Genomic DNA, 22,531 nt, shown 5'->3' with positions numbered 1-22,531 from the left:
GCGCGGGGCGTTCACGCCGCGGCGCGGCGGCCCCAGGCGGTCCCGGCGAGCACCAGGGCGGCGCCCGCGATACCGGCCGGGCCGGGCTGCTCGCCGCCGAGCAGGATGCCGGCCACGGCCGCCCAGAGGGGTTCGGTGCCCAGGAGCAGGCTGACCCGGGAGGGGGAGGTCCGGCGGACGGCCCACGTCTGCACGAAGAAGGCGAAGAGGGTGCAGAAGACGGCGAGGAAGGCGAGCCCGGCCCATTCGGCGGGGCCGAAAGCGGCGGCCGCGGACCAGGGGCCGGCCCCGGTGCCGGGCAGGGCGGCCAGCAGCGCGAACACCAGGAAGGCCCCGCCGAGCTGAACGGTGGTCAGGGACAGCGAGTCGGCGTCCCTGACCTCCGCCATCCGGGCGGTGAGCAGCACGTTCAGGGTGCGGGCGAGGGCCGCGCAGAGGATCAGCAGGTCGCCGAGGGACGGGGCGGTGAACCCCCCGCCCTGGGTGAGCAGCACGACTCCGGCGACGGAGAGCCCCGCGGCGGCGAGGAAGGCCCCGGAGGGGCGGGTGCGCCGGACGGCTGCCTCGGCCAGCGGGGTGAAGATCATGGTCAGGCTGATGATCAGGCCGGCGTTGGTGGCCGAGGTGTGCACGACCCCGTAGGTCTCCAGCAGGAAGATCCCGCCGAGGACCAGCCCGAGGAGCGCGCCGGCCCGTACCTGGCCGGGGCGCAGGGCCCGCAGCCGCCGGCGGGCGGCGGCCAGGAGCACGGGGAGCACCACGCCGAAGCGCAGCACGAGTACGGCGATCACGGTGTTCGCGGTGGTGATGCCCTTGGCGGCGAGGTAGCTGCCGCCCCAGACGACGGCGACGAGCAGGACGGGCAGATCGGCGGACCGTGCCCGGCGGCGGTGGGGAGCGAGGGGTGGCGCGGGGGCGGCGGTGGTCATGCGGTCTCCAACCGCTTGCGGGGGGTGGAGACTTCGGCGGCTCGCACGGGGGCGCGCCCACCGTACCCGCTGCCGATCTTGCGGGTCGACGCGTTTACCCGGCCCCAGGCGCCCGCCCCTTCCCGCCACAGCCCCGCGCCGCGCGGGCGGGCGTGCCGTTCCCTTGGCCGTGGCCGGCGGGGCGGCCACGCAGCCACCGCCGTGTGGGCAGGCGTGCCGCAGGGCGATGGGGGTCCCCCCTGCTCGAGCGAATTCGAGAGCTTGGGGGAGGGTGGGCACACGGCACGACGGCCCGCGCCGGACGCGCAGCGTGTGCCCGCGCCCCGACCCCGCTCCGGGGTCGGCCCCGTCCGTGCGGAGCACTGCTCCCGGGCGGCGCCGGGGACGGCGAAGCCCCGCCCGGACCCGGGGCAGCGGCTGCGGCCGGAGCCGGCCATGGCTTCGGTGGGGCGGGAGCGAGCCTGCGGAGCGGCGTTCCGGTGTGCCCACCTCCCCCAGACTCCGTCCGGGGGGACCCCCACCCCCAAGCTCTCGAATTCGCTCGAGCAGGGGGGACCCCCATCGCCCTGCGGAACGCCTGCCCACACCTTCTGCGGAGGCGCCGCCCACACCTCGGCTGAGCCGCGCCCCAGCCAGGGCGGGGCAGAGCCCCCGGCGGGGTCAGGTGCCGACCAGGCCGAACGTGGCGCGGCCCGCGGGTCGGTAGGTGTGGATCGTCGTGCCCTTCTCCGTCGTCCGGTGCGCCACCAGCTCGCACGCCGTCGGCAGCCCCCCGGTCGGGAACAGCCGGCGCCCCGCCCCCAGGAAGACCGGGAAGACGAGCAGGTGGAACTCGTCCACCAGGTCGCGGGCGAGCAGGTACTGCGCGAGCATCCCGCTGCCGTGGACCTGGAGCTCCCCGTCGAGGGCGTCCTTGATCCGCACGACCTCGGACTGGAGCTGCCCGCCGTCGATGACGCTGGTGTGCGCCCAGTCCACGTCCGACTCCCCCAGCGTGGTGGAGGCCACGTACTTCGGCAGGGCGTTGAGCTTCGAGGCGACCGGGTCCGCGGGATCGTCGTGCTCGGGCCAGTACCCGGCGAAGATCTCGTACGTCCGCCGGCCGAGCAGGAAGGCCCCCGCCCGGTCGAAGACCTGGGTGATGAAGCCGCCGAACTCGTCGTCGAGGTAGGGGGCGACCCAGCCTCCGTATTCAAAGCCTCCGGTGGTGTCCTCCTCCGGGCCTCCGGGGGCCTGCATCACACCGTCGAGGGTCACAAAGGTGGTGAGGGTCAGTCTGCCCATGGCTCCGCGCTCCTTGGTCTCGGTCGGGTTCCGTCCCCCGTTCAGACTCCCGCTCCTGCCGGAACTCATCGCCGCGGCACGCGCGGCCACCCGGACGAATCCGGCCGATGCCGCCCCTTAGGCTGCTGTCCGTCAACCGACGGTTGACCAGTGGATCGGGGGAGACCGATGGACGGCACGGCCGAGGTGTTCCGGCCCCTGCAGGCGGACGACCCGGGCGTGGTCGGCGGCTACCGGCTCGCGGCCCGCCTCGGGGCGGGCGGCATGGGCCGCGTCTACCTGTCGCACACCCAGGGCGGCCGCCCGGTGGCCATCAAGGTGGTCCGGCCGGAACTGGCCGAGGACCCGGACTTCCGGCGGCGGTTCCGCCGCGAGGTGGAGGCGGCCCGGCGGGTGCGGGGGGCGTACACCGCCGAGCTGATCGACGCCGACACCGAGAGCCCGGTGCCCTGGCTGGCCACGCTGTACGTGCCCGGACCCTCGCTGGCGGACGCCGTGGCGCTCCGCGGACCGCTGCCCGTGGCCGCCGTGCTGTGGCTGGTCGCCGGGGTGGCCGAGGCCCTGCAGGCCGTCCACGGGGCGGGCATCGTGCACCGGGACCTGAAACCGTCGAACGTCCTGCTGGCCGCCGACGGGCCGCGGGTGATCGACTTCGGGATCTCGCTGGCCTCGGGCGTCAGTTCGCACACGGCCACGGGCGCCGCGATCGGCACACCCCAGTTCATGGCGCCCGAGCAGGCGACGGCCGGTGCGGTCACCGCCGCCACCGACGTCTTCGCACTGGGCCAGACCGCCGCGTACGCGGCGCTGGGCAAGCCGCTCTACGGCGACGGGCCCCACCTGAGCGTGCTGTTCCGGATCGTCCACGACGAGCCCGACCTGTCGGCCCTGCCGTCCTCGCTGCGGCCGCTCTTCGGCCTCTGCCTGGCCGCCGATCCGGCGGACCGGGCCACCCCGGGCGAGATCGTGGAGTGGTGCCGGAAGCATCTGGGCGGGGATCCGGACGCCGGCGGCGGCCCCGGCGTGTGGCGGGAGGTCATGGGGCCGCAGGTGGTCGTCCCCGGCCCGGTTCCGGACCCCACCCCGGTCGGCACCCTGACCGCCGGCACCCTGCCCCAGGGGCCCCCGGCGCCGACCGCGGATCGGGCAGCGCCGTCCGGCTCCGGGCCGGGCCGCTCCCGCAGGCGGCGTACCGCGGTGATCGCCGCCGTGGCGGTGGCCGCCGGGGCCCTGCTGCTGACCGGGGCGGCCCTGACGGTGCGGGACGCGGTGGACCGGTTCCGGGACCGGAGCACGGGACCGTCGCAGTCGACCGGGCAGAACGCGCAGCCGGGCGGGCAGACACCCCGGTCCGGCGGATCAACCGCGCTCCCCGGAACGGCCGGAGACGGAAAGGCCGGAGACGGAAAGGCCGGGGACGGGAAGGCCGGGGACGGGAAGGGCGGCCGGGCGCAGGCCTCCTCGCCCGCTCCGGCGCCGTCCGGGCCGCCGCGGCCCGTTCCGTACGCCGTGCAGTGGCTGGACGCGAACACCTCGGTCGGCATCAAGGAGCCCGTCGACCGCGAGGACCGCTCCGGCGACATCCGCTTCACCTGCAAGAGCGCGCACTCGGTCGGCTGCGCCCTGGAAAGCGGCACGAGCAGGTTCGCCATGCACTACCTGGAGGAGAGCGCCACCCTCGCCACCTGCCGGGCCGCCCTCGACGTCGCCGACCAGCTCGGGCAGTCACCCGAGGAGGCCCGCACCCTGCCCCTGGCCGGAGCGGCCGTCGGCAGCCAGATCTGTGTCCGGCACCCGTCGGGGGACATCGCACTGCTCGTGGTCCAGGGGAAGTCGACCGCCACGCCCGCGGCGGCCCACGTGACGGTGGAGATGTCGGTCTGGCGGGCGTCCTGAGCGGACCGGGACGCGGCCGGCCGTGACGCGACGGGGACCGGCCGGGCCGGCCTCACAGTCCCTGCGCGGCCCGGACCCGCTGGATCTGCCGGAGAACGGGCTGCTCGGCGAGGCGGGGCTGCGGCTCCGGCCCCATCCCCACCATGTCGACGATGCACACGCCGACCCGGGCCACGATGCGGTCGAAGACGTCGGCCGGCTGGTCGGAGCCTTCGTCCTGGACGGTGATCCGGATGCGGAGCGTGTCCTCGGGGAACCCCGCTGCGTCGAGGTCCTCGTACCGCACCGTCGCCTTCCTGCCGTCGGAGGCGTGCGGGGGGCACGCGGCGAGGGCCGCACGCAGCTGCCCGAAGGCCGTCGTCGCACCCGTCCCCGCATGGGACGCGAGGAAGGTCACCTGCGGGTTCCCGGGCGGAACGGATCCGAAGGTCTGTGTGACGGCCGCCTGGGCGCCCCGCTGGTTGAGCAAGGCCCACATGGTCCGGCACGGGGCCGGTCCCACTTCCGCCCCGGCGTCGCCGTCGAGCTCGGACGGGTGCATGTCGTGGACGCCGGCGCCGGGGCCCTGGACCCCGTCGGCTTCGCCCGGCTGCAGCACCAGCTGCCTCAGCCGCGCGGTGTCCGGTATTGCGCCGGCCGCTCCCCGCGTCGGCAGCGGAACCGAGGAGGAAGGCGCAGGAGGCGTACGCGCGCCCGAGGGCGTGGCGGGGGTGGGCGTCCCCACGGGGCCGTGGCCGTCGGTCGCGGATCCCGGAACGCCGGAACAGGCGGAGAGCACGAGGCAGCCGACGGCCGCGGCCACGACGGGGAGATGGCGTTTGAACATGTGAGAAGCCCCTGCCGAAGAGTGGACCAACCTGATCCGCCGCGAACTGTAGCGGTGCCCGCCGCGGCGGTCGGAACGGGCCCACACCGGTCAGGCGCGGCCCCACACCGGTCACCGCCGCGGCGGCCACGGCCGCACACCGGTCACCGCCCTCCCGCCCGCACGCGCTCCCGTGAAACGCCAGGTCGGTTTCCTGCCAGCGTGCGCCTCCACGCCCCGGTTCCATAGAACTCGTTGAACGAACAACCAATCGGCGAGGAGAAGTTCATGGACAGCAGGACCGCGGTGGTCACGGGCGGCAGCCGGGGCATCGGCGCGGCGATCGCGCTGCGACTGGCCCGGGAGGGCATGGACGTGGCGATCACCTACGCCGGGAACGAGGAGGCCGCGGGCGGGGTGGTCCGGCGGATCGAAGCGCTCGGCCGCCGGGCCCACGCCGTACGCGCCGACGCCGGCGACGCCTCCGAGGCGGCCGGCTCCGTGGAATGGGCCGCCGACACCCTGGGCGGGCTCGACGTGCTGGTCAACAACGCGGGGATCGGGGTGCTCGGCCCGATCGGCGGCCTCACCCTCGCGGACATCGACCGGGTGCTCTCCGTCAACGTCCGCGGCGCGTTCCTGGCCGCACGGGCCGCGTCGGCGCGGATGGGACAGGGCGGACGGATCGTCACCATCGGCAGCTGTATGACGCAGCGGGTGCCCGGCCCGGGCGGAACCCTGTACGCGATGAGCAAGTCGGCGCTGTCCGGCATGACCAAGGCGCTGGCCCGCGAGCTCGGTGAGCGCGGGATCACCGCGAACCTGGTGCACCCGGGGCCGGTGGACACCGACATGAACCCGGCTGACGGGCCGTTCGCCAAGGGCCAGGCGGACATGACGGCGGTGGGCCGGTTCGGCCGGCCCGAGGAGATCGCCTCGATGGTCGCCTACCTGGCGAGCGCGGAGGCGGCGTACGTGACCGGCGCCGAGTTCTCGGTGGACGGCGGCCACGCCGCCTGACTCCGGACGCCCACTCCGTCCGGCCGGGGATGCTGCCGTACGGCCGGAAAATGCCGACGGGGCGCACCGGAGCGGAATGCTCGGGTGCGCCCCACGGGCTGTCCGGGGCCGGTCGGGGACCCCAGTACGCCCCGGGGGTGTCGGCCCCCGGGGACGTCGTCACGGCAGCGTCAGCCGCCCAGCTCCTGGTTGCGGGCGGTCAGCGCGGCCGCGCCGTTCTCCGTCAGCGAGCCGTACAGGCGCAGGCGGGAGAAGCCGCCGTCCGGGTAGATGTCGATCCGGACGTGGGTGCCGACCGCCGGGGCGTCCAGCACGAAGCGGTGGTTGGTGTCGGGCTGCAGGCGGGTCCGGGGCAGGAACTCCTGCCACTCGCCCTCCTCGCCGGTCTTGACCGACAGGGAGGCCCAGCCGGCCGAGTTGCCCTTGAGGTAGGCGGTGTCGATCTCGATCGCGCGGATCTCGGACTCGGCGACCAGCTGGTAGCGGATCCAGTCGTTGCCGTTGTCACGGCGGCGGGCGGTCTCCCAGCCGTCGTCCATCTTCCGGGAGCGGCCCGGGTTGATGGTGTTGGTCGGCGGGGAGTAGAAGCGGTTCGACGCGTCCTGGACGGCGCCGCCGTTCTCCAGCGCGACCACGTCGAAGGAGCCGAGGGCCTCGAGCCACTTCGGGTCCGGGAGGACCTCGCCGTAGACGCGGAGACGGGCGATGCCGCCGTCCGGGTGCTGGTTGACGCGCAGGTGCGTGAAGCGCTGCTCGACGGTGACCTCGAAGCCGTTGGCCGCGTGGCCGCCGACCGGGGTGCGCGCGACGATGGTCGTCCACTTCACGTCGTCGCCCTGGAGCTCCTCCGGGGTCGGCGCGAGGGCGCCCTCCCAGTTGGTGGCCTCGATGGAGACGGACTGCGGCATGTTGCCGCGGAAGTGGGCGGTGTCCACGACGATGCCGCGGATCAGGCCGGGGGCGCCCAGGCGCACCAGCGCCCAGTCGTGGTCCTCGGCGGCCGGCCAGGGGTTCTCGGCGGAGACGCCGCGGCGGCGGCGGGTCTCCCAGCCGTCCATGACCTTGCCCTTGTGCCCGAAGTCCTCGGGGTCGAAGTGCGCGGCCTCGGAGATCAGCAGGTTCTCGCGCTGGGCGAAGAACTCGTCGTTGGCGGCGATGACACCGGCGCCGAGCTCACGCGCGGCGAGGTTGGCGTACTGGGTGAACGGGAACTCGGCCGAGCGGTAGTCGGCGTACGGGTCGCCGCCTCCGTACGGGTTCGCGTTGCCGGTGAAGGAAGGGATCGCCACTTTCAGTTCTGCCTTTCGAGGAGGAGGCCGGTGGGCTCGGACGGGGTGCCGTGGTCGGCGATCTGCCGCCCACGCAGCCAGGTGGACTTCACGACGCCGTGCAGGGTCCTGCCCGCGTACGCCGTGACCTGGTTGCGGTGGTGGAGCTCGGCCGGGTCCACAGTGAACGTTTCTTCAGGGGCCAGGACCGCGAAGTCGGCGTCGCGGCCGACCTCGATGGCGCCCTTCTGGGACAGGCCCGCGAGCCTGGCCGGCGCGGCGGACATCCAGCGGACGACGTCCTCGAGGGAGTGCCCGCGCTCGCGCGCCGAGGTCCAGATCGCCGGGAGGCCCAGCTGCAGGGAGGAGATGCCGCCCCACGCGGTGGAGAAGTCGTCGGTCTTCAGGTCCGCGGTGGAGGGCGAGTGGTCGGAGACGATGCAGTCGATCGTGCCGTCGGCGAGCGCGCCCCACAGGAGGTCCTGGTTGGACGCCTCGCGGATGGGCGGGCAGCACTTGAACTCGCTGGCGCCGTCGGGCACTTCCTCGGCCGTCAGGGTGAGGTAGTGCGGGCAGGACTCGACGGTGATCTGGACGCCCTCGGCCCTGGCGGCGGCGATCAGCGGCAGCGCGTCGCTGGAGGACAGGTGCAGCACGTGCACCCGGGCGCCGAGCCGCTTGGCCTGGGCGATCAGGTTCTCGATCGCGGTGTTCTCGGCGTCGCGCGGGCGGGAGGCCAGGAAGTCGGCGTACTTCGGGCCGGGCACGACGGGCGCAGAGTCGAGGTGGTGCGGGTCCTCGGCGTGGACGATCATCAGGCCGCCGAAGCCGGCGACCTCGGCGAGGGACGCGGCCAGCTGCTCCTGGTCGAGCTCGGGGAACTCGTCCACGCCGGAGGGCGACAGGAAGCACTTGAAGCCGAAGACGCCGGCGTCGTGCAGCGGGCGCAGGTCCTTGACGTTGTCCGGCAGGGCACCGCCCCAGAAGCCGACGTCGACGTGGGCCTTCGCGCGGGCCACGTCCTGCTTCACGACCAGGTTGGCGGTCGTGGTGGTGGGCGGCAGCGAGTTGAGCGGCATGTCGAGGATCGTGGTGATGCCTCCGGCCGCGGCGGCGCGGGTGGCCGTCCAGAAGCCTTCCCACTCGGTGCGGCCCGGGTCGTTCACGTGGACGTGGGTGTCGACCAGGCCGGGCAGCAGGACGTCCTCGCCGAGGTCCACGAGGCGGGCACCGGCGGGCACCTCGGCATCATGCGGCAGCACGGCCGCGATCTTCCCGGCGGCGACGGCCACCGAAGCGGCGCGCGTCCCTTCCGGGGTGATGACGCGCGTCGAGCGCAGTACCAGTTCCACAGCCACGTCGGACACCCGGAACCTCCCCATCTACTTCCACAGAGCGAAATTCAACGTTCTGTTGACGGAGTCTTCACCCCGATTCGTGACCAGTCAAGACCGCCCGGAGGGACACCCCACACGCCCGAGTCCCTCTTGGAGGTTTCCACAGAATGGAATTAAGATTTCGCTCTACAGAACGTAGCTACCACCACCGGCAGCACGGCAGGCACCGGCCCGAGGATGTCCGCCACCCGGACAAACCCCCTCTGACCGGCAAAGACGCGATCTCCCCGGGACTGTGGCCGACGGCCACCGCCGGGTAGGCTGCTTCCTTGCCTGCCAGCACCGAAAGGACCGCGCCGTGCCGACGTCCAGCGCCAGCACCACCGACGCTTCCGCCAAGACGACCGCCGCAACCGGTGGCGTCCAGTCCCTCGAGCGCGCCTTCGATCTGCTCGAACGGATGGCCGACGCCGGGGGCGAGGTCGGTCTGAGCGAGCTCTCCGCCGCCAGTGGCCTGCCCCTGCCCACCATCCACCGTCTCATGCGCACCCTGGTCGCGTGCGGCTACGTACGCCAGCAGCCCAACCGGAGGTACTCCCTCGGGCCGCGTCTGATCCGGCTCGGCGAGTCCGCGTCCCGGCTGCTCGGCACCTGGGCGCGCCCGTACCTGGCCAGGCTGGTCGAGGAGACCGGCGAGACGGCGAACATGGCACTGCTCGACGGCGACGAGATCGTGTACGTCGCGCAGGTGCCCTCCAAGCACTCCATGCGCATGTTCACCGAGGTCGGCCGCCGGGTGCTGCCGCACTCCACCGGTGTGGGCAAGGCGCTGCTGGCGCACACCCCCGCCGACGAGGTCCGCGCGCTGCTCGCCCGTACCGGCATGCCCGCCGCGACCGAGAAGACCATCACCACCCCCGAGGGCTTCCTCGACGCGCTGGAGCAGGTCCGCAAGGCCGGCTACGCGGTGGACGACAACGAGCAGGAGATAGGCGTCCGCTGCCTGGCCGTCTCGGTGCCGAACTCGCCGACCGCCGCCGCGATCTCCATCTCGGGCCCGGCGGGCCGGGTCACCGAGGCGGTGGCGGAGTCCTTCGTGCCGATCCTGCAGGGCATCGCGGCCGAGCTGTCGGTGGCCCTCGCCAACCAGAACCCGGCGTAGCTCCCGGAGCTCACGCACACGCCCGCGTACGACCCGCGTACGACCCGCGTACACACGGCACCGAAGGCCCCGTACGAGCCCCTGTGGGGGCCGTACGGGGCCTTCGGCGCGTCCGGGGCCCGGCCGCCCCTCCCCGAGCAGCCGGGCCCCGTGTCATCCGGCCGGGCCGGGCCGGAACCCCCCTGTGGTCCCTGCACCGCCCGGCTCCGGCTCCCGCTAGGCGGGCGCCGGAGCGGCGGCCGGGTCGGCGGGCCGGCTGCCCTCGGACAGCCGGCCGTCGGTCATCGTCACCGTGTGGTCGACGGCGGCCAGGTGCGACCGGTCGTGGGTGACCAGCACGGTCGCGGTGGAGCGCTCCCGGGTCAGGGTGGCCAGCAGGTCCAGCACCGCCGCGCCGCGCTCGTGGTCCAGCGCGCTGGTCGGCTCGTCGACCAGCAGCACCGACGGTTCGTTCATCAGGGCGCGGGCGATGTTGACCCGCTGCCGCTGCCCGCCGGACAACTGGTGCGGGCGCCGGTCCGCCTTGTCCGCGAGGCCGACCGCCGCCAGCAGCTCCAGCGCGCGGCGGCGCAGCTGCCGGGAGGGCCGCCGTCCGGTCAGGTGGGCCATCACCTGGAGCTGCTCGACCGCGGTCAGCGAGGCCAGCAGGTTCGGGTGCTGGAAGACGATCCCGATCCGGCCCCGGCGCAGGGCGGACTTCTCGGCGGCGGACAGCCCCGTGGTGTCCCGGCCCGCCACCACCACCCGGCCGGAGTCGGGGGTGACCAGCGTCGCGGCGACCGCCAGCAGGCTGGACTTGCCCGAGCCGGAGGGTCCGACGACCGCGGTCATGGTCCCGGCCGGCACGTCGAGGCGGACCCGGTCCAGGGCGATGAGCCGGCCGTCGCCGTCCGGATAGGTGAGCGTGACGTCGTCGACGAGCAGGGTCATCGGGCGCTCCCGAGGGCGGTCAGGGGATCGACGGCGGTGATCCGGCGGATGGACAGGGCCGCTCCGGCCGCGCCGAGAACGGTCATCACGGCGGCGGGGGCCAGCACGGTGGGGGCGTCGAGCACGAAGGGCACGTCCCCGCCGCTGATCAGCGCCCCGACGCCGGCGGCCAGCGCGGAACCGAGGCCGGTGCCGGCGACCAGCATGATCAGGGCCTGGCCGAGGGCGTCCCGCAGCAGGTACGGGGTGGACGCTCCGAGCGCCTTCAGCACGGCGACGTCGCCGCTGCGCTGGATGGTCCACACGGTGAAGAAGGCCCCGGTGACCAGGGCGGAGATGGCGAAGAGGAAGCCGCGCATCAGCTGCAGCGAACCGTTCTCCGCCTGGTAGGAGCCGATGGCGCCGAGCGCCCCGTCGACGGTCTCGGTGCGGGTGGCGGCGGCCTCGTCGCCCGCGGCCAGGTCCGTCCCGGGCTCCGCGTCGAGGGCGATCACCGTCGCCAGGGTGTCGGCGGAGGTGCCGGGGTTGGCGATGCGCTGCCAGTCGCCGAGGTCCGCCCACACCACCGGGGTGTGGCTGTAGGCGGCGGTGCCGGAGACAGCCCGGACGGTCAGCTCCAGCGAGCCGATCCCGATCGTTCCGCCGGCCCGCAGGCCGCCGAGCTCCTTCGCGGCCTTCTCGGAGAGGATCACCTCGCCCCGGGCGAGGCGGTCGGGGGCGAGACCGGCGTCCGGCTCGACGCCGAAGACGGACACGGCGGCGGTGCGTTCACCGGAGACCGCGTTGGTGGTGCGGATGCCGAGGGGGTCGGCGGACCGCACGCCGGGGCGCTTCCGCCATTCCAGCCAGGCCTTCTCCGGCACCCGCGAGTCGGTGAACGACACCTGCCGGTCCCCGGCGGGCACGGCGAAGGCCAGGTGCGTGGCGGGCAGGCCGGTGACGGCCGAGACGTTCTCCCGGGCGAGGCCGGCGGTCAGTCCCGACAGCAGGCCCACGAGCAGTGTGATCAGGACGACGACGGCGCCCATGAGGGCGAAGCGGCCCTTGGCGAAGCGTAGGTCTCTCCATGCGACGAACATGATCCCCACCCTGCTCGCGGGTGTGGCGGCGAGGCATCGCGCCACGGGAGCGATCCTCGTATCGAAGGGACCGTGCGGACATCAAACTTTTGGTTGACCGGGGCCGCCGGGGGTCGTTCTAGGCTGTTCGGGTCATGTCTGTGCTTTCGCCCGCCCTCCCTCCCCCGGCTCGTGCGCTGACCCCGGTCTCCCGGGTGCTGCGCCTGTGCCTGCACGCGCTGCTGTCCGGACTGCTCGCGCTGGCCTGCGCGAGGGCCCTGGCCGACCGGTCCCCCTGGGCCGGCTGGGCGGTCACCGCGGCCGTGCTGCTGGCCGCCGTCTACGCGGCCGGCGTACGGACCCCTGCCGTACGCCGCTCCCCGCGCGCCGCCGCGCTCTGGCTGGCCGCTCTCGGCGCGGCCTGGCTCGCCCTGCTGGCGGTCTCCCCCGACGGGCTGTGGATCGCCTTCCCGCTGTACTTCCTCCAGCTGCACCTGCTGCCGCTGCGCTGGGGCGTGGCCGCGGTCGGGGCAACGGCCGCCGCGGCCATCGGCGGCTTCCTCGCGCACAGTACGGCGGGCGCGGTCACGCCGGGCGCCTTCCTGGGGCCGCTGCTGGGCGGGGCGGTGGCGATCGCCACGGTCCTCGGCTACCAGGCGCTGTACCGGGAGAGCGAGCGGCGGCGCGAGCTGATCGACGAGCTCATCGCCACCCGGGCCGAGCTGGCCGCGGCGGAACGCGGGGCCGGGATCATGGCGGAGCGGGAACGGCTGGCCCGGGAGATCCACGACACCCTCGCCCAGGGCCTGTCGTCCATCCAGCTGCTGCTGCGGGCGGCCGAACGGTCGCTCTCCGAGGGCACCGCCGACCCGGCCGCGTCGACGGCACCGGCCGTGGTGGACGCGTCGGCGACGTCGGCTGCCCCGGCTGCGTCGACGGCGCCGGCTACCGCGACCGCGCCTGCTACGTCGACTGCCCCGGCCGAGCACGCGGCCGGGCCCGCCGCGGCGCTGGCGCACATCGCGCGGGCCCGCGAAGCCGCCCAGGAGAACCTCGCCGAGGCCCGGCGGTTCGTCCGCGCACTCACCCCGCCCGACCTCGCGCACGGTTCGCTGGCGGCCGCGCTGGAGCGCCTGTGCTCGGCCGCGCCGGGGCTCCGGGCCCGGTTCTCGGTGAGCGGCGGCCCGGTGCCGCTGCCCACGCCGTACGAGGTGGCCATGCTGCGGATCGCCCAGTCGGCGCTGGCCAACGTGGTGCGGCACGCGGGGGCGGGACGCGCCGAGATCACCCTGACCTTCATGGACTCCTCCGTGGCCCTGGACGTCGTCGACGACGGCCGGGGCTTCGACCCCGGCTCGGCGGCGGCCTCCGACGGGGGCGGTTTCGGGCTGCCGGCCATGCGGTCCCGGGCCGAGTCGCTGGGCGGCACCTTCACCGTGGAGTCCGCCCCCGGCCAGGGCACCGCCGTGGCCGTCACCCTGCCGCTGCCAGTGGAGGCATCCCGATGACCGACCGGCCCGACCAGCCCGACCGCCCGATCCGGCTGCTGCTCGCCGACGACCACCCGGTGGTACGGGCCGGGCTGCGCGCCGTACTGGACACCGAGCCCGGCTTCGCCGTGGTGGCCGAGGCCGCGACCGCCGAGCGTGCGGTGGAACTGGCCGCGTCGGCGGAGGCGGCCGTGGACGTGGTGCTGATGGACCTGCAGTTCGGCGCGGGCATGCACGGCTCGGAGGCGACCGCGGCGATCACCGCCCGGCTGGGCGCCCCCCGGGTCCTCGTCCTGACCACGTACGACACGGACGCGGACATCCTGGCGGCGGTGGAGGCGGGCGCCTCGGGCTATCTGCTCAAGGACGCCCCGCCGGAGGAGCTGGCGGCGGCCGTTCGGACCGCCGCCGCCGGGCAGTCGGCGCTGGCCCCGGCGGTGGCGCTGCGGCTGATGGACCGGATGCGGACGCCGGCGGAGGCCCTGACCAAGCGGGAGCTGGAGGTGCTCCAGCTGGTCGCGGACGGGCTGTCGAACCAGCAGATCTCGAAGCGGCTCTTCCTGAGCCAGGCCACGGTCAAGTCCCACCTGGTGCACATCTACGCGAAGCTGGGCGTGGACTCCCGCACGGCAGCGGTCGCCGCAGCCGGAGCCCGCCGCCTGATCCGCACCCCGTAGGCCCCGCCGAGGCCTGCGCGCCGCCTCCCCCGCCGGTGTGGGCGCGGCTCCGCCAAAGGCGTGGGCGGCGCCCCCGCCGAGGTGTGGGCGGCGCCTCCGCCGAGGTGTGGGCGGCGCCCCCGCCGAGGTGTGGGCGGCGCCTCCGCCGAGGTGTGGGCAGGCGGCTCCGCGAAAGGTGTGGGCAGGCGTTCCGCAGGGCGGAACGGGTGGGCACACCGGAACGCCGCCCCGCAGGCAACGCTCCCGCCCCACCGAAGCCATGGCCGGCCCCGGCCGCAGCCGCTGCCCCCAGGCCTGGGCGGGGCTCCGCCGGACCCGGCACCGCCGGGAGCGGAGCTCCGCCCGGACGGGGTCCGACCCGTCTGCGGGGTCGGGGCGCAGGCACACGCTGCGCGAACCGGCGCGGGCCGGTGTGCCGTGTGCCCACCCGTGCCGCCCTGCGGCACGCCTGCCCACACGGCGGTGGCTGCGCGGCCGCCCGCCCACCACGGCGGTGCGGTACGGCCGCCCCGGCCAGAGCAACGGCCGGCACCACACGGCCGCGGGAAACGGCCGCGCGCCGCTGAGGCCGGTCAGGCCACCCAGTACGGACGGTCCACCGACGGCGGGAGCGGCACCCCGTCGTGGAAGGCCGCCGCGAGGCGCCGGACCGCCTCGTCCAGCTGCCCGGCCGGCAGGGTGTACGGGATGCGCAGGCGGTGCTCGAAGGTGCCCGGGTCCACCCCGAAGCGGGCACCCCGGCCGATGTGGACCCCGGCGGCTGCCGCCCGTTCGGCCAGGGCCGAGCTGACCGGCTCACCGAGGTCCACCCAGAGCGAGAGACCGCCCGGGGGCAGGGTCCAGGACCATTCCGGGGTGTGCCGCGCCAGCGCCTCGACCAGCGCCGCCCGCTGTCCGCGGAGCAGGTCCAGGCGGGCCGGCATACCGGCTTCCAGGCCTTCCAGCAGCGGGATCGCGACCAGCTGGTCCAGCACCGAGCCGGTCATGTCCGCGGCCACCCGGACCGAGGTCAGCTCGGCGATCAGCTTCGCGGTGGCGCGGACCCAGCCGACCCGCAGCCCGCCCCAGTGGGTCTTGCTCAGCGAGCCGATGGTGATCACGTGGTCGGCGCCGCCGCGCGGGGCGAGCGAGGCCAGCGGGGGCGGCGCCGGCACGTCCAGGGCGATCTCGGCGATGGTCTCGTCGACCACCAGCAGGCTGCCGGCCCTGCGGGTCGCGGCGAGCAGCCGCAGCCGCTGCTCCCCGGGCATCAGCGCGCCGGTGGGGTTCTGGAAGTCGGGGATGACGTACGTGAGCCGGGGCGCTGTCTGGCGGAGCGTGGACTCGGCGACCTCCATGTCCCAGCCGGTGTCCGAGACCGCGATGGAGGCGGTGCGCAGCCGGGCGAGCCGTACGGCGTCCAGGGCGTTGGCGTAGGTCGGGTTCTCGGTGACCACCCGGTCGCCGGCCCGGCAGAGCAGCGAGATGACCAGGGCGAGGGCCTGCTGGGCGCCCGCGGTGACCAGGATCTGGTCGGGGCGGGTCGGCAGGCCCCGCGCGGTGAACCGGTCGGCGACGGCCGCGCGCAGGTCGGGCAGTCCGAACGGGTGGTAGCCGGGCAGTGCGGCGGCCGCGGGCAGCCGGGGCGCGGCCCAGGTCAGGGCCTCCGTCAGGCTGCCTCCGGGGGCGCCCATGGCGGCGATGGCCAGGTCGATGCCCTCTTCGTGGTCGCCGCCGGTGCCGAGCAGCATGTGGGCGCCGACGGGCCGGTGCCCTTCGGGGAGTTCGGTCCAGGTGCCGGAGCCGCGCCGGCTGCGGGCGTAGCCGCTCTCCCGCAGCAGGTCGTAGGCGCCGGTGACGGTGGCACGGCTGGCGCCGAGCGCCTCGGCGAGCTCGCGTTCCGCGGGCAGCCGCACGTGCAGGGCGACGCGGCCGTCGAGGAGCAGGGTGCGGACGGCGTCCGCGAGGGTGCGGTAGCCGGGGCGGGCCCGGACCTCCGCGGGCAGCATCGCGGCCAGTTGCCGGCTGCCGATGGTTCTGTCCGCCGTCTGGACCACTCGCCCGTTTGCCATGCCAACCTCCCCCGATTGGCTCTGCCTGCCAGGCCAATCGGGGTCCAGACTCGCTGTATTGGCCCCCGATCGGCAAGGAGTTTCAGGTATGTACGACATCCTCACGGATCGCGACGAACGCGCTCTTCTGCTCGCCGCGGAGAACCGGATCGCCGAGCCGGTCCGGATCGGGGCCGCGCTGGCCGCCGTACGGGGCCTGTTCCGGCGGCGGCCACGACATGGGCGGGACGGGCGAGAATCGCTGACATGTCAGCCGAACCACTCACCTCAGCCACCCCAGCCGGCCGGGGCGCATCCGGCGGCCCTCTGATCGCGGGGCTGCTGCTCGCCGCCGGGGGCGGTCGCCGGCTCGGCGGCCGCCCCAAGGCGCTGCTCCCCTACCGCGGCCGGCCGCTCGTCGAGAACGCCGTCCGGGTGCTGCGCGAGGCGGGCTGCGGCCCGGTCCACGTGGTCCTCGGCGCCTCGGCCGCCGAGGTGCGCGAACGGGCCGACCTCTCCGGCTGCGTGGTGCTGGACAATCCGGACTGGGCGGAGGGCATGGGGTCCTCGCTCCGGGTCGGCCTCGCCTCGCTGGCCGGTACGGGCGCCTCGGCGGCGCTGGTCTCGCTGGTGGACCAGCCGGGCATCGGGCCGGCCGCGGTGGCCCGGGTGCGGGCCGGGTACCGCACCCCCGCGAGCCTGGTCGCGGCGGCGTACGACGGCGAGCGCGGGCACCCTGTGCTGTTCGGCGCGGACCGCTGGCCGGACATCGTGGCCACGGCGACCGGGGACAAAGGTGCGCGTGTCCACCTGACAGCGCACGCCGCGGAGCTCACTCTGGTGGAGTGCGCGGATGTGGCGGAGCCCTACGACATCGACGTGCCGGCGGACCTGGCACGCCTCGACGAGGTGTGAGCCGCAGCACGTCCGGCGGTGCGGCCGCGCACCGCCGGACGGCCTCGGAACGACTCCACCGCAGGTCCGGGGGTGCAGGGTGTGATCGGTGTGGCACTGAGCGCCATGAGCGCCCACATTTCTGTCGACTCAGAGAATCTCGACATCAACAAACCATTGAACTTCCACCATGAGGAAATTACTATCCACTGGTCAGAAGCGCCCTGAACCAAACAGACGGCGCCCGCGACCGTTTTTGGAACTCTCCACACTCGACGGCACTCCGTGCCGTCCCGCGCGCGAGCATTCCCCGCGGCCGCCAGGCACCGCCGCTGCAAGGAGTGACAGATATGTCCGCACCAGCGCCGTCATCGCTGGCCATCGTCGATGCCGAACCCCTGCCCCGACAGGACGAAGTCCTCACGGAAGCGGCGCTGGCCTTCGTGGCCGAGCTCCACCGGCGGTTCGCCCCCCGACGGGCCGAACTGCTCGCCCGGCGCGCCGAGCGCCGCGCCGAGATCGCCCGCACCTCCACGCTCGACTTCCTCCCGGAGACCGCACAGATCCGCGAGGGTGACTGGAAGGTCGCGCCGGCCCCGGCCGCGCTGAACGACCGCCGTGTGGAGATCACCGGCCCGACCGACCGCAAGATGACCATCAACGCCCTGAACTCGGGCGCGAAGGTCTGGCTCGCCGACTTCGAGGACGCCTCCGCCCCCACCTGGGAGAACGTGGTCCTCGGCCAGGTCAACCTGATCGACGCCTACGAGCGGCGGATCGACTTCACCGACGCGCGCACGGGCAAGTCCTACGCCCTGAAGCCCGCCCAGGAGCTCGCGACCGTCGTGATGCGGCCCCGCGGCTGGCACCTGGAGGAGCGCCACATCCAGTTCGAGGGCGCCCCGGCCTCCGGCTCGCTGGTGGACTTCGGCCTCTACTTCTTCCACAACGCGCAGCGCCTGATCGACCTCGGCAAGGGCCCGTACTTCTACCTGCCGAAGACCGAGTCGTACCTGGAGGCCCGCCTCTGGAACGACATCTTCGTCTTCGCCCAGGACTACGTCGGCATCCCGCAGGGCACCGTCCGCGCGACGGTCCTGATCGAGACCATCACGGCCGCGTACGAGATGGAGGAGATCCTCTTCGAGCTGCGCGACCACGCCGCCGGCCTGAACGCGGGCCGCTGGGACTACCTCTTCTCCATCGTCAAGAACTTCCGTGACGGCGGCGAGAAGTTCGTCCTGCCGGACCGCAACGCGGTGACGATGACCGCCCCGTTCATGCGGGCGTACACCGAACTCCTGGTCCGCACCTGCCACAAGCGCGGCGCCCACGCCATCGGCGGCATGGCGGCCTTCATCCCGTCCCGCAAGGACCCCGAGGTCAACAAGGTCGCCTTCGAGAAGGTCAAGGCCGACAAGGACCGCGAGGCGGGCGACGGCTTCGACGGCTCCTGGGTCGCCCACCCGGACCTGGTGCCGATCGCGATGGCCTCCTTCGACGCGGTCCTCGGCGAGAAGCCGAACCAGAAGGACCGGCTCCGCGAGGACGTCTCGGTGGCCCCGGGCGAACTGATCGCGATCGACTCGCTGGACGCCAAGCCCACCTACGACGGCCTGCGCAACGCCGTCCAGGTCGGCATCCGCTACATCGAGGCGTGGCTGCGCGGCCTGGGGGCCGTGGCCATCTTCAACCTGATGGAGGACGCGGCCACCGCCGAGATCTCCCGCTCCCAGATCTGGCAGTGGATCAACGCGGGCGTCGTCTTCGAGAACGGCGAGACGGCCACCGCGGACCTCACCCGCAAGGTCGCGGCCGAGGAACTGGCCGCCATCCGCGCCGAGGTCGGCGATGAGGCCTTCGCGGCCGGCAAGTGGCAGCAGGCCCACGACCTCCTCCTCCAGGTCTCCCTGGACGCGGACTACGCGGACTTCCTGACCCTCCCGGCGTACGAGCGACTGGTCGCCAACTGATCCTCTTCGGCTGACTCGCACAGCGGTCGAAGTCGACAGCCGCCGCCCCCGGTGCCCACGGCACCGGGGGCGGCGGCGTTTCCCGCACACCGGCCGCTGTGGGGCGGGACGCCTCCAAGGGCAGGGGCGCGAGGGGCGCACACGGCACGGCAGGATGTGCGCCCGTGCTCCCGCAGCGCGCGGACCTCATGGCCGGGCGGTCCGCCCTGCTCGCCGAGGCATCCGCCGCCGGCCCTCGTCCTGGCCATCGCCTTCTTCCTGCCCCTGACGGTCGCGCTGATCGGCCACCTCGCGGGCCGGGTCGCCGACCGCCTGCGCAGACGAACCGCCCCGGCCTGGCGGGACGCCGCGGAGGCGTTCGCCCGGTGGCGGGACGCCCTGGAGGACCTCGTCCTGACCGAGGTCGAAGAGCGGCTCGGCGACGTCCTGAACTGAGTGCCCACGGCTACGCCGGACCCCGCGCCGAACGACCGGTCGGTCGTTACTCACTCGTAACCTGACGCTACCTAGCGGTAACAACTCGGCGCGTGCCACATTCTGGCCAGCCACCGGCCGGCGGTACCCCCACTCACCAAGCCACGCAGCGGAGTTGTTCCTGTCTTCGGCGTGGCCGAACGCAGGAGTTCCGCAGTGACCGGATTCCGCAATGCGAACAAGGGCCGGCCGACAGCCCGTCGGGGACGACGACTGGCCGGCGCCATGCTGACCCTCCCGCTGGCTCTCACGGGTGTGCTGACCGCGGGCGCCGGGACGGCTGCGGCCGGCCCCGGGCAGGGTCCCACCGCCGTCGTTTCCATGGGCGACAGCTACATATCCGGCGAGGCCGGCCGCTGGAAGGGCAACAGCCTCACCAACTCCGGCAACCGGAACGGCACCGACCGCGCCTGGCTCAGCGGATCGTCGTACGACCCGTCGAAGGTATACGGGACCACGGCCGCGAACGGCTGCCACCGCTCGGACTCCTCCGAGGTGCGCAGCGCCGGACCGATCGCCGAGGTGGCCGTGAACCTGGCCTGCTCCGGTGCCGTCACGGACAACGTGTTCCGGTCCGTCAGCGGCGGGCTGTCCTTCAAGGGCGAGGCCCCGCAGGCCGACCAGCTGGCCGCGGTGGCCGCGACCCACGACGTCCGCGTGATCACGCTCTCCGTCGGCGGCAACGACCTCGGCTTCGCGGACATCATCGAGAACTGCGCCTACGACTTCGTGCTGTGGAACTCCTACTGCCACGACGACCAGCAGTACGCGGTGGACCAGAAGATCGACGGGGTGATGACCAAGGTCGGCAAGTCGGTGGACGAGATCCGGGCCGTGATGCGGGCCGCCGGGTACGCCGATTCCGCCTACCGGATCGTGCTGCAGTCCTACCCGTCCCCGATCCCGCGCGGTGCGGAGAACCGGTACCCGCAGAGCGACTGGAGCCGTTACAACACCGGCGGCTGCCCCTTCTGGAACCGGGACTCCGACTGGGCGCGGGACTCCCTGGTGCCGCAGATGGCGAACCGGCTCAAGACGGTCGCGACGGCCAAGGGGGTGCAGTTCCTGGACCTGCGGGACATGCTCCAGGGCCGCGAGGTGTGCGCCAAGTCGAGCAAGCAGGTGAGCTCCACCGTGCCGGCCTCCGCCGGCACCAGCGAATGGGCGCGCTGGATCGACAACAACGAGACGCAGGGTCCGGTCCAGGAGTCCATGCACCCCAACCACTACGGCCAGCTGGCCCTGGGCCGCTGCCTGGCCCTGGCCGTGGGACAGCCGGCCGGGTCCGCCTCGTCCTGCAGGAACACCGCGAGCCAGGACCACACCGGGATGTACCTGACCCCGGCGCCGTAGCCCCGCCGCCGTGCCGGCGGCGAAATTCGCTGGGGGTACCGCCCCGCGGGCTGCCATGCTCACCGGCATGGCAGCCCGCAGGATCAAACCAAGCCTCTACATCTCCGTCGACATCGAGGCCGACGGCCCCATTCCCGGCCCCTACTCGATGATCAGCATCGGCGCGGCGGTCGCCGGCCGTCAGGACGCGGACGGCTACGCCCCCGCGGACCCGGAGCAGCACACCTTCTACCGCGAACTCCGCCCGATCAGCGAGGACTTCGTCCCGGAGGCACTCGCCGTCAGCGGCCTGGACCGTGACCGGCTGCTCGCCGAGGGCGCTGCGCCGGAGACCGCCATGCGGGAGTTCACGGCCTGGGTCCGACAGGTCTCGGACGGCACCGGCCAGCCGGTGATGTGCGGCTACCCGGCCGCCTACGACTGGACCTTCGTCTACTGGTACCTGATCCGCTTCACCGGCGAAAGCCCCTTCGGGCACTCCGGCTGCCTGGACATGAAGACCCTCTACGCCACCAAGGCCGGACTGCCGCTCCGCGCGGTCAACAAGGGCACCATGCCCCGCGACCTGCTCTCCCGCCGCCGGCACACGCACCACGCCCTGGACGACGCGCTGGAACAGGCCGACCTGCTCAACAACATCATGACCACGGCCCGCCTCACCCCCTGAGCCATGCCGGGCCCGGTCGGGGGTTGCCCACCCACCTCCCGGCACCGCACCACGAGCGGAGCGAGTAGTGGGGCGGGTAGCGGAGCACGCTCCGACCCGGCCGCTTCCCGCGAAGCGGGCGGGGTGGGGTGGGGGTCGCCGAGGCTTCGCCTGGACGGCGTCAGGGAGGTGCCCGGGGGCTGCCCGTCAGTCCCAGTGTCTTTCCGTGCCGGCCGCCGGCGTCAAGGGCGCGACGTTGTCGCGTCGCCTCCGGCGATGGCCCTTCGGGCCACCCTTGACCCCGACGTCCGTCCCGGAACGACAAGGACTGTCGGGCGGCCCCCGGGGGAATGGCATGGAGGGACCCAAGGCCGGCCTGGCTGTGACGTTGGCGGGCACGAGCGGCGGCCCTGCTCGGCCAGCCGCCCATTCGGGCGGACGCAGAGTCACAGTCGATCAGATCCCAGCACACCAGCTCGGCCCACGCGCACCAGATCGCTACGCGCTCCTGTCTCTCAGCGGATGCAGCCCGCCAGGGGCCGGACATAGACCGCCATCGATCGCTACGCGCTTCTGCCGGGCGGCGGGTGCGGGCTGCCGGGGGTTGGGAAGAAGCCGCCCACGCTCGGTACGCGCGCTTCTGCCGGGATGATGACCGGCTGGTCGCCCAGTGCCGGGGCCTTCCGGCACGACAACGCGCGGAGGCATGCACGTAGTACGGGCGGACAGGCGGCATCCCGGCCGCCGGTGGCAGGCGAAGAGGCCACCGGCTGATGCCATCCGCCAGATCGGACAGCTGACGGCCCGCCTGTCGGGCCTTCCGGTCCCGGAAGTCGACCCAATGGAACTGAGAATCCGACAGGCGACCCTCCCACCGCCACCACCTCCCCAGCCGCTCCAAAATCACCCAGTTTGCACATTTGAGGGAGGGGCTGGAGGGCATCCCCTCGCGATCCCGGATCCTCACTTCCATCCTGCCGATCCCCGCACCCATCAAAGGACTTCGGAGGACGTCGGAGGACATCGGAGCACTGATGGCGATCCACGCCCCGCCCACGGCGGACCGCATCCGCCGTCCGGCAGGAGCGCGTAGCGATCGTTGGCGTCATCCACCCAGCCCCCGGCAGTCCGCGCCCGCCGTCCGGCAGGAGCGCGTAGCGATCGTGGGCGGTCTATGTCCGGCCCCGGCGGCCCGCATCCGCCGAGAAATGAGAAGCGCGTAGCGATCTGGTGCGCGTGGGCCGAGCTGGATGACGTAGATCTGATCGACTTCGATTCCGCGTCCGCCCGGATGGGCGGCTGGCC

General features: G+C 73.7%; 18 protein-coding genes. 10 read left to right on the top strand and 8 right to left on the bottom strand.

What is annotated here, in order from left to right; translation table 11 throughout:
• Positions 1-11: 11 nt before the first annotated feature.
• Both ACGFQ9_RS03805 and ACGFQ9_RS03800 read right to left on the bottom strand, forming a co-directional pair.
• Positions 12-929 carry a DMT family transporter gene (locus ACGFQ9_RS03805; RefSeq protein ID WP_393570868.1) on the bottom strand — a complete coding sequence of 306 codons (918 nt, stop codon included), beginning with the start codon at positions 927-929 and terminating at the stop codon, positions 12-14.
• Positions 930-1,589: 660 nt separating this feature from the next.
• A complete protein-coding gene (locus tag ACGFQ9_RS03800; RefSeq protein ID WP_393570866.1) occupies positions 1,590-2,213 on the bottom strand; it encodes a dihydrofolate reductase family protein in 624 nt (207 codons plus the stop codon).
• A gap of 168 nt (positions 2,214-2,381) precedes the next feature.
• On the opposite strand from ACGFQ9_RS03800, the gene ACGFQ9_RS03795 reads away from it, so the two are divergent.
• Entirely contained in the window at positions 2,382-4,109 is a 1,728-nt protein-coding gene (locus tag ACGFQ9_RS03795) for a serine/threonine-protein kinase (RefSeq protein ID WP_393570864.1), read from the top strand.
• Positions 4,110-4,161: 52 nt separating this feature from the next.
• Here ACGFQ9_RS03795 and ACGFQ9_RS03790 read toward each other — a convergent pair whose 3' ends face one another.
• Positions 4,162-4,935 carry a hypothetical protein gene (locus ACGFQ9_RS03790; RefSeq protein WP_393570862.1) on the bottom strand — a complete coding sequence of 258 codons (774 nt, stop codon included), beginning with the start codon at positions 4,933-4,935 and terminating at the stop codon, positions 4,162-4,164.
• Positions 4,936-5,202: 267 nt separating this feature from the next.
• On the opposite strand from ACGFQ9_RS03790, the gene ACGFQ9_RS03785 reads away from it, so the two are divergent.
• Entirely contained in the window at positions 5,203-5,934 is a 732-nt protein-coding gene (locus tag ACGFQ9_RS03785) for an SDR family oxidoreductase (RefSeq protein ID WP_393570860.1), read from the top strand.
• Between the two features lie 170 nt (positions 5,935-6,104).
• Here the strand turns inward: ACGFQ9_RS03785 and alc are convergent, their stop codons facing one another.
• Both alc and allB read right to left on the bottom strand, forming a co-directional pair.
• Complete coding sequence (gene alc / locus ACGFQ9_RS03780) at positions 6,105-7,223, bottom strand: allantoicase (RefSeq protein ID WP_393570858.1); 1,119 nt, start codon at positions 7,221-7,223, stop codon at positions 6,105-6,107.
• A gap of 2 nt (positions 7,224-7,225) precedes the next feature.
• Positions 7,226-8,584 carry an allantoinase AllB gene (allB, locus tag ACGFQ9_RS03775; RefSeq protein ID WP_393570856.1) on the bottom strand — a complete coding sequence of 453 codons (1,359 nt, stop codon included), beginning with the start codon at positions 8,582-8,584 and terminating at the stop codon, positions 7,226-7,228.
• A gap of 313 nt (positions 8,585-8,897) precedes the next feature.
• Here allB and ACGFQ9_RS03770 point away from each other — a divergent pair, with 313 nt between their 5' ends.
• On the top strand, positions 8,898-9,701 hold the full coding sequence (locus tag ACGFQ9_RS03770) for an IclR family transcriptional regulator (protein ID WP_393570854.1): 804 nt from the start codon (positions 8,898-8,900) through the stop codon (positions 9,699-9,701).
• Between the two features lie 216 nt (positions 9,702-9,917).
• Here the strand turns inward: ACGFQ9_RS03770 and ACGFQ9_RS03765 are convergent, their stop codons facing one another.
• Both ACGFQ9_RS03765 and ACGFQ9_RS03760 read right to left on the bottom strand, forming a co-directional pair.
• On the bottom strand, positions 9,918-10,631 hold the full coding sequence (locus ACGFQ9_RS03765; protein WP_393570852.1) for an ABC transporter ATP-binding protein: 714 nt from the start codon (positions 10,629-10,631) through the stop codon (positions 9,918-9,920).
• A complete protein-coding gene (locus ACGFQ9_RS03760; protein ID WP_393570851.1) occupies positions 10,628-11,710 on the bottom strand; it encodes an ABC transporter permease in 1,083 nt (360 codons plus the stop codon). Before ACGFQ9_RS03760 ends, ACGFQ9_RS03765 begins: the two co-directional genes overlap by 4 nt.
• A gap of 134 nt (positions 11,711-11,844) precedes the next feature.
• On the opposite strand from ACGFQ9_RS03760, the gene ACGFQ9_RS03755 reads away from it, so the two are divergent.
• Both ACGFQ9_RS03755 and ACGFQ9_RS03750 read left to right on the top strand, forming a co-directional pair.
• Positions 11,845-13,197, top strand: a complete 1,353-nt coding sequence (locus ACGFQ9_RS03755; RefSeq protein WP_393570849.1) for a sensor histidine kinase — start codon at positions 11,845-11,847, stop codon at positions 13,195-13,197.
• Positions 13,194-13,856 (top strand): response regulator, encoded by a 663-nt coding sequence (locus ACGFQ9_RS03750; RefSeq protein WP_393570847.1) that lies wholly within the window; start codon positions 13,194-13,196, stop codon positions 13,854-13,856. Before ACGFQ9_RS03755 ends, ACGFQ9_RS03750 begins: the two co-directional genes overlap by 4 nt.
• 572 nt (positions 13,857-14,428) lie before the next feature.
• Here the strand turns inward: ACGFQ9_RS03750 and ACGFQ9_RS03745 are convergent.
• Positions 14,429-15,907, bottom strand: coding sequence for a PLP-dependent aminotransferase family protein (locus ACGFQ9_RS03745; protein ID WP_393570845.1), 1,479 nt, complete (start codon positions 15,905-15,907; stop codon positions 14,429-14,431).
• Between the two features lie 246 nt (positions 15,908-16,153).
• Between ACGFQ9_RS03745 and ACGFQ9_RS03740 the strand changes: the two genes are divergently transcribed.
• The 5 genes from ACGFQ9_RS03740 (at position 16,154) to ACGFQ9_RS03720 (ending at position 21,247) form a co-directional block, all read left to right on the top strand.
• Positions 16,154-16,801 (top strand): NTP transferase domain-containing protein, encoded by a 648-nt coding sequence (locus ACGFQ9_RS03740; RefSeq protein ID WP_393570844.1) that lies wholly within the window; start codon positions 16,154-16,156, stop codon positions 16,799-16,801.
• 329 nt (positions 16,802-17,130) lie between these two features.
• Complete coding sequence (aceB, locus tag ACGFQ9_RS03735; protein WP_393570843.1) at positions 17,131-18,753, top strand: malate synthase A; 1,623 nt, start codon at positions 17,131-17,133, stop codon at positions 18,751-18,753.
• 156 nt (positions 18,754-18,909) lie between these two features.
• Positions 18,910-19,188, top strand: coding sequence for a hypothetical protein (locus tag ACGFQ9_RS03730; protein WP_393570841.1), 279 nt, complete (start codon positions 18,910-18,912; stop codon positions 19,186-19,188).
• Positions 19,189-19,383: 195 nt separating this feature from the next.
• Positions 19,384-20,580 carry a GDSL-type esterase/lipase family protein gene (locus tag ACGFQ9_RS03725; RefSeq protein WP_393570839.1) on the top strand — a complete coding sequence of 399 codons (1,197 nt, stop codon included), beginning with the start codon at positions 19,384-19,386 and terminating at the stop codon, positions 20,578-20,580.
• A 67-nt stretch (positions 20,581-20,647) separates the two neighbouring features.
• Complete coding sequence (locus tag ACGFQ9_RS03720) at positions 20,648-21,247, top strand: 3'-5' exoribonuclease domain-containing protein (protein ID WP_393570837.1); 600 nt, start codon at positions 20,648-20,650, stop codon at positions 21,245-21,247.
• Positions 21,248-22,531 lie beyond the last annotated feature (1,284 nt).

Origin of the sequence: Streptomyces sp. NPDC048603, from assembly GCF_043199475.1 — a bacterium.
In the GTDB taxonomy this organism is placed as follows: Bacteria; Actinomycetota; Actinomycetes; order Streptomycetales; family Streptomycetaceae; genus Streptomyces.
This window is presented reverse-complemented; position numbering and strand designations above follow the sequence as displayed.

Coding starts and splice junctions, on each gene's coding strand:
- ACGFQ9_RS03785 (WP_393570860.1), top strand. CDS start 5,203: ATGGACAGCAGGACCGCGGTGGTCACGGGCGGCAGCCGGGGCATCGGC.
- ACGFQ9_RS03720 (WP_393570837.1), top strand. CDS start 20,648: ATGGCAGCCCGCAGGATCAAACCAAGCCTCTACATCTCCGTCGACATC.
- ACGFQ9_RS03790 (WP_393570862.1), bottom strand. CDS start 4,935: ATGTTCAAACGCCATCTCCCCGTCGTGGCCGCGGCCGTCGGCTGCCTC.
- ACGFQ9_RS03755 (WP_393570849.1), top strand. CDS start 11,845: ATGTCTGTGCTTTCGCCCGCCCTCCCTCCCCCGGCTCGTGCGCTGACC.
- ACGFQ9_RS03800 (WP_393570866.1), bottom strand. CDS start 2,213: ATGGGCAGACTGACCCTCACCACCTTTGTGACCCTCGACGGTGTGATG.
- ACGFQ9_RS03750 (WP_393570847.1), top strand. CDS start 13,194: ATGACCGACCGGCCCGACCAGCCCGACCGCCCGATCCGGCTGCTGCTC.
- ACGFQ9_RS03740 (WP_393570844.1), top strand. CDS start 16,154: ATGTCAGCCGAACCACTCACCTCAGCCACCCCAGCCGGCCGGGGCGCA.
- allB (WP_393570856.1), bottom strand. CDS start 8,584: ATGGGGAGGTTCCGGGTGTCCGACGTGGCTGTGGAACTGGTACTGCGC.
- ACGFQ9_RS03805 (WP_393570868.1), bottom strand. CDS start 929: ATGACCACCGCCGCCCCCGCGCCACCCCTCGCTCCCCACCGCCGCCGG.
- ACGFQ9_RS03760 (WP_393570851.1), bottom strand. CDS start 11,710: ATGTTCGTCGCATGGAGAGACCTACGCTTCGCCAAGGGCCGCTTCGCC.
- ACGFQ9_RS03765 (WP_393570852.1), bottom strand. CDS start 10,631: ATGACCCTGCTCGTCGACGACGTCACGCTCACCTATCCGGACGGCGAC.
- ACGFQ9_RS03745 (WP_393570845.1), bottom strand. CDS start 15,907: ATGGCAAACGGGCGAGTGGTCCAGACGGCGGACAGAACCATCGGCAGC.
- ACGFQ9_RS03795 (WP_393570864.1), top strand. CDS start 2,382: ATGGACGGCACGGCCGAGGTGTTCCGGCCCCTGCAGGCGGACGACCCG.
- aceB (WP_393570843.1), top strand. CDS start 17,131: ATGTCCGCACCAGCGCCGTCATCGCTGGCCATCGTCGATGCCGAACCC.